Below are 3,438 nucleotides of genomic sequence, written 5' to 3'. Positions count from 1 at the left end.
TGTCGTAATCGATGGCTGATAACACAATAAGTATGGTTATGAAGAATAGCCCGTAACCAAGTTCAAGCGAGAGGCCGAAACGGGAATAGGTTATAGCCCATAAAGCTCCTGTTAATAGTTCTATAATTGGATACTTCAGGCTTATCCTTGAGCCACAGCTCCTGCATTTTCCGCCCAATATGAGGTAGCTTACAACCGGAATATTGTCGGCATAGCGTATGGCTTCGCCGCAACTAGGGCAATGCGAAGGCGGATATGCGATGGATTCGCCTTTTGGAATCCTATACGCGCAGACATTTACGAAGCTGCCTATAACAGCGCCGAATATAAAGAATGCGATGGTATAAAAATAATCCATGGTTCGCTCCGATTAGTTAGCCGATTTCCCGACCTTAAAGTACGCCTTCGCATCCTCGTCTTTAGGGTTTATCCTGAGAACATCCCGCCAGTACTCGCCCGCTTTGCCAGTCATACCCTTTGCATCATAAATTGCCGCAAGATTCTTATAGCAGGCTGTCAACTGTGGGTCGAGTCGAATCGCTTGTTCATAATATTGAATCGCTTTGTCGTTATTGTGGCGCCGTTCCGCTAGATTGCCAAGCATAGAACAAGCATAGTAGTTCTTAGGGTCAAGGTCGTATGCTTTGCGGAAACTCGCCTCAGCACGGCTCGCGTCTTTGAGCTTGTTTAGGTAGAGGTGTCCCAAGCCAACGTAATAATCCGGTTCGTCTTTCAATTGCAATGCGCGTTGTATCAGTTTGACGGCCTCGGATGTTTTGCCCTCTCTACTCAGAAGGATACCAAGCTGATAATTTGCATCTGCGTGCCAAGGATTCATGTGCAGGGCATCTTCATAGCCTTTTTTTGCCTCGACTACATTGCCTTCTTCCTGCTGATGAACTGCCAGGTAATACACCCTGTCCGCATTTATATACCGGTCAACAACGAAGGCAGTTATAATAATAACAGCTACAATTATGCCGAGTGCGATTTTCTTGGCCTTAACATGTTTAATCTCTGAGTCCAAAAAACTAGTCATTTCCACGTTTAATCAGCCTCTCATACGCAGTTTTTGCATCCTTGTAATTTTTATCTATCATAACGGCGGCAATATACTCACACAGAGCGTCTTCTTTGTGCCCGGCTTTTTCATAATATCGACCCATATGATAATGGGTTTGAGGATCATTTGGATTAATTCTAAGTGCCATCAAGAGGTTATGTTTCGCCTCCTCCATGCGTCCTGCCTCCAGGTATGCCATCCCAAGAAGATCTCTCGTCGTGTAATTATTTGGGCCAAGCTCGGCAGCTTTTTCAAGGCTGGTTACTGCATAGCGGAAATTGCGCTCATCAAAAACTTTACCTCCGTAAAGGTAGCCAAGACCGAGCAAAGTATAGTTCTCTCGATTGTGCGAAGATAGCTGCGTAGACCCTTTGAGGTAGTTCATGCCTTCTGACCATAACCTCATATTTTTCAAAGCATAGCCTTCATAAGCAAGCATGATACCAAAACCGCTGTAGGCTTTATCATCCTGGGGATTATATACAATGGCTTTTTTATAGAAACTCTCGGCCGCCCTGGAGTCGCCATGCTGTGTTGCCAACCAGGCTTGACCGAGCGCATTTTCGCTAATAAAAGGCCTTATCGATAGAACAACGCCAATTATCCCGACAACGATAATCGAAGATAGTAGCGGATATTTCGCAAAGCCCGTTACTGGCTTGAGTTCGATCTTTGGCTCAGCCCATATCGAAGCCAAAAGCCCCATATTTAACCAAAGAAATCCTGATGTCGCAATCCCTGTCACACCGGTTAGACTCTGCGCCAGAAATGCTATTATTCCTGCAACCAGCCCTACCGTAATTGGAGAAACCGACTGAGACCGCTTGATTTCTCTCAAAGCTTTAATAAATACAACTACAAGAATTACTATAAAGGCGATTAGGGCAGGAATACCAGCGGTCAACGCCAACTGCAAGAATGCATTATGCACATTATCGATAGCGGCTGAGCCATTGTATTTAAGCAGACCGGGAATCTCATACCGGGGAAATACCAAGTCCAACACATCAGGGCCAAACCCAAAGAGAGGTCTTTGAGGAATCATCTTCAGCGCTGTCCCCCACATAAGAAGTCTACTATCAACGCTTCCGCTGAAGCCGAACGTCGATGTGGCCTTGTGGGCTACCGTCGGTAATCCTATAGCCATTGAAGCAAGAGATATAACTACTATGCTGATGACAGTCGGGGCTGCCGCCATTCGGATATTGAAACGTTTCTTTTGCGCTAGTCCAGCAACCACCAGCACAAGTCCTATAATGCCCCCCATCCAGGCGGCCCTGCTCATCGTGGTAACAAGACAAAGCGCTATTGCTGTTACCGCCACTGAATAAAGTAGCTTATCCACAGAGGACTTACTTTTTTTAAGGAGGGCTATAGCAAGTGGAAACATAAGAGACAGATATCCGCTTAATATTACAGGGTTTCCAAACGTAGAGAAGCTTCTTGTCTTCTCAAACATCATCACACCCCATGGGATCGGGTCACACCCTTGGCTTTGAGCAACACCGTAGACTGAGACAATTGTCGCTGTTGCTATGCTAAGCTTTACTATAGTCTCTACCTGCCCGGAAATAAAAAATGATTGTGTCGCGGCAAAGAATAAGGCGGCGCAGATCAGATAGCTTAAGAACCCATCATACCTGATGTAACTACCTTCTATACTCGTATGAATATTGGCGGAAAGCATGGTTGCGATACCCATGAAGATTAGAAATATCGCGAGAGGTAACTCTAAGCCGCTAACTCGTATCTTAGCGCCCCTAAGAACTATCATCGTTAGATAAACACAGATTACTACCGCTGTGACCAACTTGAAGAGTAAGTACTTTAGCGATAACGCCTGGTTAAGCGATGAGGGGGAAATTGCTAACGGTATGATCACAACCAGAAGATATAGAAAAAACCTAATCGTGGAATTGATTGTCTCGACGTAGGAGCAAGTTTTGCTTGCTTTTATAGGTGTATTATCGAGTCTCTGTTCCAACTTTATCTCCTAGAATGGTTAAGATAGTCTTGTTATCGGCAAAACCAAAAAAACAAAAGAGCGGCAATTTCTTGCCGCTCTTTTTCGATAGCCTTCCGGCTATGTTTTACGGATACTTGTGAGTAGCACTGTCGTTAGGGCATGAAATTATCGGAGGCAATGTATTGCCTGAAGCTGGCGTGACTACATAATCCTTAGAACTGTCTTGAGGACAGTGCGGCATCTCTTTTACGTATTTACCCTTTAGAGCGTTTTCCAGGTCAGTATAGTTTTGTGGGAAGGTAGCTCCTGGATTATCTGCAGCGTATGTCTGTACGGCGCCATCAAGCGTCCTCAGATTAGCCTGGCATGTCCTCTGCCAAGCGGAAGCCCTGGCGTTGTTAAAGATCGG

At 45.3% G+C, this 3,438-nt stretch carries 3 protein-coding genes and 1 pseudogene; all 4 read right to left on the bottom strand.

The genetic code is table 11. The annotated features are described in order from the left end of the window. A partial coding sequence (locus COY37_RS01800) for a prepilin peptidase (RefSeq protein WP_286975733.1) occupies positions 1-358 on the bottom strand: 358 nt, incomplete at its 3' end. 12 nt (positions 359-370) lie between these two features. Next, positions 371-1,039 (bottom strand): tetratricopeptide repeat protein, encoded by a 669-nt coding sequence (locus tag COY37_RS01795; RefSeq protein ID WP_286975731.1) that lies wholly within the window; start codon positions 1,037-1,039, stop codon positions 371-373. Beyond that, positions 1,032-3,047 (bottom strand): O-antigen ligase family protein, encoded by a 2,016-nt coding sequence (locus COY37_RS01790; RefSeq protein WP_286678014.1) that lies wholly within the window; start codon positions 3,045-3,047, stop codon positions 1,032-1,034. Before COY37_RS01790 ends, COY37_RS01795 begins: the two co-directional genes overlap by 8 nt. A gap of 106 nt (positions 3,048-3,153) precedes the next feature. Beyond that, a pseudogene (locus tag COY37_RS01785) lies at positions 3,154-3,438 on the bottom strand (hypothetical protein); the annotation flags it as partial.

The organism is Candidatus Aquicultor secundus, from assembly GCF_002791875.1.
Taxonomy (GTDB): Bacteria; Actinomycetota; Aquicultoria; order Aquicultorales; family Aquicultoraceae; genus Aquicultor_A; species Aquicultor_A secundus.
The sequence above is the reverse complement of the archived record's forward strand: the minus strand, read 5'-3'. Positions and strand labels throughout refer to the sequence as shown.

Bases quoted from the DNA above. Each gene is read 5' to 3' on its own strand.
- COY37_RS01795 (WP_286975731.1), bottom strand. From the start codon at position 1,039: ATGACTAGTTTTTTGGACTCAGAGATTAAACATGTTAAGGCCAAGAAA.